4 protein-coding genes are annotated in these 3,491 nt (G+C 61.9%); all 4 read right to left on the bottom strand.

Features of this window, described 5'->3' with window-relative positions; translation table 11 throughout:
- Positions 1 to 83 precede the first annotated feature (83 nt).
- The gene (gene lepB, locus EN750_RS24245) at positions 84 to 830 is read right to left on the bottom strand and encodes a signal peptidase I (protein ID WP_127397902.1); all 747 of its coding nucleotides are present in this window, start codon (positions 828 to 830) and stop codon (positions 84 to 86) included.
- A gap of 326 nt (positions 831 to 1,156) precedes the next feature.
- Positions 1,157 to 1,564, bottom strand: coding sequence for a F0F1 ATP synthase subunit epsilon (locus tag EN750_RS24240; protein WP_127267285.1), 408 nt, complete (start codon positions 1,562 to 1,564; stop codon positions 1,157 to 1,159).
- On the bottom strand, positions 1,557 to 1,781 hold the full coding sequence (locus EN750_RS24235) for a hypothetical protein (RefSeq protein ID WP_127397900.1): 225 nt from the start codon (positions 1,779 to 1,781) through the stop codon (positions 1,557 to 1,559). The genes EN750_RS24240 and EN750_RS24235 overlap by 8 nt, the downstream gene beginning before the upstream one ends.
- Positions 1,782 to 1,784: 3 nt before the next feature.
- Positions 1,785 to 3,377 carry a F0F1 ATP synthase subunit beta gene (gene atpD, locus EN750_RS24230; protein WP_189526419.1) on the bottom strand — a complete coding sequence of 531 codons (1,593 nt, stop codon included), beginning with the start codon at positions 3,375 to 3,377 and terminating at the stop codon, positions 1,785 to 1,787.
- Between the last annotated feature and the right edge of the window lie 114 nt (positions 3,378 to 3,491).

Here is a 3,491-nt window from a genome sequence, read left to right as displayed (position 1 = left end):
CCTTGGCCTTCGCCGCGCTCGGCATAGATATGAAGTAGTCATCAACCAGACTTGGTGCGGGTCCGAACCAACTCGATTCAGGCTTATTTGCCGACCGAACCGTCCAGCGTTTGCCGGGAAGAATACTCCGTGCCTTTTGAATTCCAGAACAATCGCACGGCCTTGCCGACGAGGTTTTCGTAGGGAACGAAGCCGACCATGAATCGGCTGTCGGAGGCATTGTCGCGATTGTCGCCCAGCATGAAATAGTGGCCTTCGGGCACCTCAAATTCCCGCGTGTTGTCGCCGATGGAACTGTCCGTCAGGTCGAGAACGAAATGGGTGACACCACCCGGCAGGGTCTCCCGTTCAAGCCTGGCAGGTTGCTCGCGTTCCTCGTAGGAGAAAGTGCCTGCATCCTTGAGGCCGACGGCCACATCGTTGATGTGCAGCACGCCATTGACCATCTGGATTTTGTCCCCGGGAAGACCGACGATCCGCTGGATGTAATCCACGCTGGGGTCGGGCGGGAATTTGAACACCACCACATCCCCTCGCTTGGGCTCCGCGCCGAACATGCGGCCTTCTATCGGCAACAGATTGAACGGCACGCTGTAGCGGCTGTAGCCATATGCGAATTTGGAGACGAAGAGATAGTCGCCGCCTTGCAATGTCGGCACCATACTGCTGGATGGTATCGAAAACGGCTGGAACAGGAACGAACGGATCGCAAATGCAGCCGGATAGGTAGTCAGAAAGACAAGCACCAGCACCCAAAACCCGTGCGCATACCATCTCACCGGCTTGAACCGATGGGCGAAGGGCACAACGAGCGCTGCCCCCAGGATCATCGAACCGATACCTGAAAAATTGGCCAGCCAGGCAAGATCGGTTCCCGGCAGCACCGGAAATCCGGTGTAGGCGAGTGCGAAAACGATGGCGCTGATCACCACCAGGCTGGCAACCGCCGGCTTGCCGCTGCCGATCCACAGAAATCCGCCGAATGGACCGCCAAAGGCCGACACCAGGGCCGTCGACCACCAGGAGCGTGAGGCTGTTTCTCGTTGCGCTGTTTCTTCCGTCACCGGCCCACCCCCATCCCAAGGCAGCGCGACTGTCCAACAAACAAAAAAGCGAGGCAAGGCCCCGCTTTTTACTCTTTCATCGAAACCGAATTTCAAGCCGGCAGGATGGCGCCTTCCAGCGTGGTGAGCTGGCTAAGGAACTGCTCCGCCTTGCTGCGAGCCTCGTCGTCCTTGGCGTCGGCAGCGTCTTCTTTGGCTTCCTGGATGCGGCGCGCGAGATCGGCGCGGTCGACATCCTTCACCGCGACAGCCGATTCCGCCAGCAGCGTGCAGCCGGCCGGAACGATGTCGGCGAAGCCGCCGAACACCACATAGCGTTCTTCGCCGCCCGCCGCGGTCTTCACGGTGACGACGCCCGGCTTGATCGTGGTCATGACCGGAGCGTGATGCGCCATCACGGTCATCTCGCCTTCGGCGCCCGGAATGACGACGGATTCGACCTGTTCGGAAACAAGCAGGCGTTCCGGGGAAACCAGTTCGAACTTGAAAGCTTCAGCCATTTTGCTTCACCTTGCCGGCGATAATTTCGTCAGTCTGCAACTCGGTCCCGCAGAATGGACAGAACATGACCGCTTGATCAAAATACCCAAGACCGTCCTCTGTTTCGACAGTCCCGACCGTCACCATCAGCACCCCATCGTCGGTCTCGAAGAACGACGGCGAGGGAAGCTCCGTCGTCACCTCTTGCAAGGTCGAGCAACAGAACTTCCTGTCCATATATTACGCCGCTTCAGCCGCCAGGCGCTGTGCCTTCTCGACCGCTTCCTCGATACCGCCGACCATGTAGAAGGCGGCTTCCGGAAGGTGATCGTAGTCGCCGTTGCAGAGGCCCTTGAAGCCCTTGATGGTGTCGGCGAGGTCGACCAGCTTGCCCGGCGCGCCGGTGAACACTTCGGCGACGAAGAATGGCTGCGACAGGAAGCGCTCGATCTTGCGGGCGCGGGCAACGGTCTGCTTGTCCTCTTCCGACAGCTCGTCCATGCCCAAGATGGCGATGATGTCCTGCAGCGACTTGTAGCGCTGGAGGATCGACTGCACCTGGCGCGCGACGCCATAATGCTCGTCGCCGACGACCAGCGGGTCGAGCATGCGCGAGGTCGAATCCAGCGGATCGACCGCCGGATAAATGCCCTTTTCGGCGATGGCGCGGTTCAACGTCGTGGTCGCGTCAAGGTGGGCGAACGAGGTCGCCGGCGCCGGATCGGTCAGATCGTCGGCTGGCACGTAGATGGCCTGCACGGACGTGATCGAGCCCTTGGTGGTGGTGGTGATACGTTCCTGCAGCGCGCCCATGTCGGTGGCGAGCGTCGGCTGATAGCCCACGGCCGAAGGAATACGGCCGAGCAGAGCCGACACTTCCGAACCAGCCTGCGTGAAGCGGAAGATGTTGTCGACGAAGAACAGCACGTCCTGGCCCTGGTCGCGGAAATATTCCGCAACCGTCAGGCCGGTCAGGCCGACGCGGGCGCGCGCGCCCGGCGGCTCGTTCATCTGGCCATAGACGAGTGCGGCCTTGGAGCCTTCGCCGCCGCCCTTCTTGTTGACGCCGGATTCGATGAACTCGTGATACAGATCGTTGCCTTCGCGGGTGCGCTCGCCGACGCCGGCGAACACCGAATAACCGCCATGCGCCTTGGCGATGTTGTTGATCAGTTCCTGGATCAGCACGGTCTTGCCGACGCCGGCGCCGCCGAACAGGCCGATCTTGCCGCCCTTGGCGTAGGGAGCCAAGAGGTCGAGCACCTTGATGCCCGTGATCAGGATCTGTGCTTCCGTCGACTGCTCGACATAGGTCGGAGCCGGCTGGTGGATGGAGCGCATTTCGGTCGCGTCGACCGGGCCTTCTTCGTCGACCGGCTCGCCGATGACGTTGATGATGCGGCCGAGCATGCCCGGGCCGACCGGCACGGTGATCGGCGCGCCGGTGTCACGCACTTCCTGGCCGCGAACCAGACCTTCGGTCGAGTCCATGGCGATGCAGCGCACGGTGTTTTCACCCAGATGCTGGGCAACTTCGAGCACCAGGCGGTTACCGACATTGGTCGTCTCGAGCGCGTTGAGGATCGCCGGCAGGTGATCGCCGAACTGCACGTCGACAACGGCGCCGATAACCTGGCGGACCTTGCCGGCAACGCCTGTTGCCTTGCTGGCCACTGCCGATGTCTTGGCAGCTGCGGCCTTCGCAGGTGCTGCCGCCTTGGCCGGGGCCGCCTTCGCGGCTGCTGCTGGAGCCTTTGCCGCCTTCGCGGGGGCTGCGGTTTTCGCGGCTGCGGCCTTGGGGGCTGCCTTCTGGGGGGTCGCTGCTTTCGCCATCGTCTTTACCCTTTTTCGTCCTTTGTTTCTCACGCGGTCCGGTCGCGGGTCGATGACCCGCGGATCGCGCCTAGAGCGCCTCGGCGCCCGAAATGATTTCGATCAGTTCCTTGG

Origin of the sequence: Mesorhizobium sp. M7A.F.Ca.ET.027.03.2.1 (assembly GCF_003999175.1) — a bacterium.
Taxonomy (GTDB): Bacteria; Pseudomonadota; Alphaproteobacteria; order Rhizobiales; family Rhizobiaceae; genus Mesorhizobium.
Note: the sequence above shows the minus strand (reverse complement) of the source record. Positions and strands in the feature narration are given on the sequence as shown.

Excerpts from the sequence above, each read along its gene's own strand:
- EN750_RS24240 (WP_127267285.1), bottom strand. The coding sequence starts at position 1,564 with ATGGCTGAAGCTTTCAAGTTCGAACTGGTTTCCCCGGAACGCCTGCTT.
- EN750_RS24235 (WP_127397900.1), bottom strand. The coding sequence starts at position 1,781 with ATGGACAGGAAGTTCTGTTGCTCGACCTTGCAAGAGGTGACGACGGAG.
- lepB (WP_127397902.1), bottom strand. The coding sequence starts at position 830 with ATGATCCTGGGGGCAGCGCTCGTTGTGCCCTTCGCCCATCGGTTCAAG.
- atpD (WP_189526419.1), bottom strand. The coding sequence starts at position 3,377 with ATGGCGAAAGCAGCGACCCCCCAGAAGGCAGCCCCCAAGGCCGCAGCC.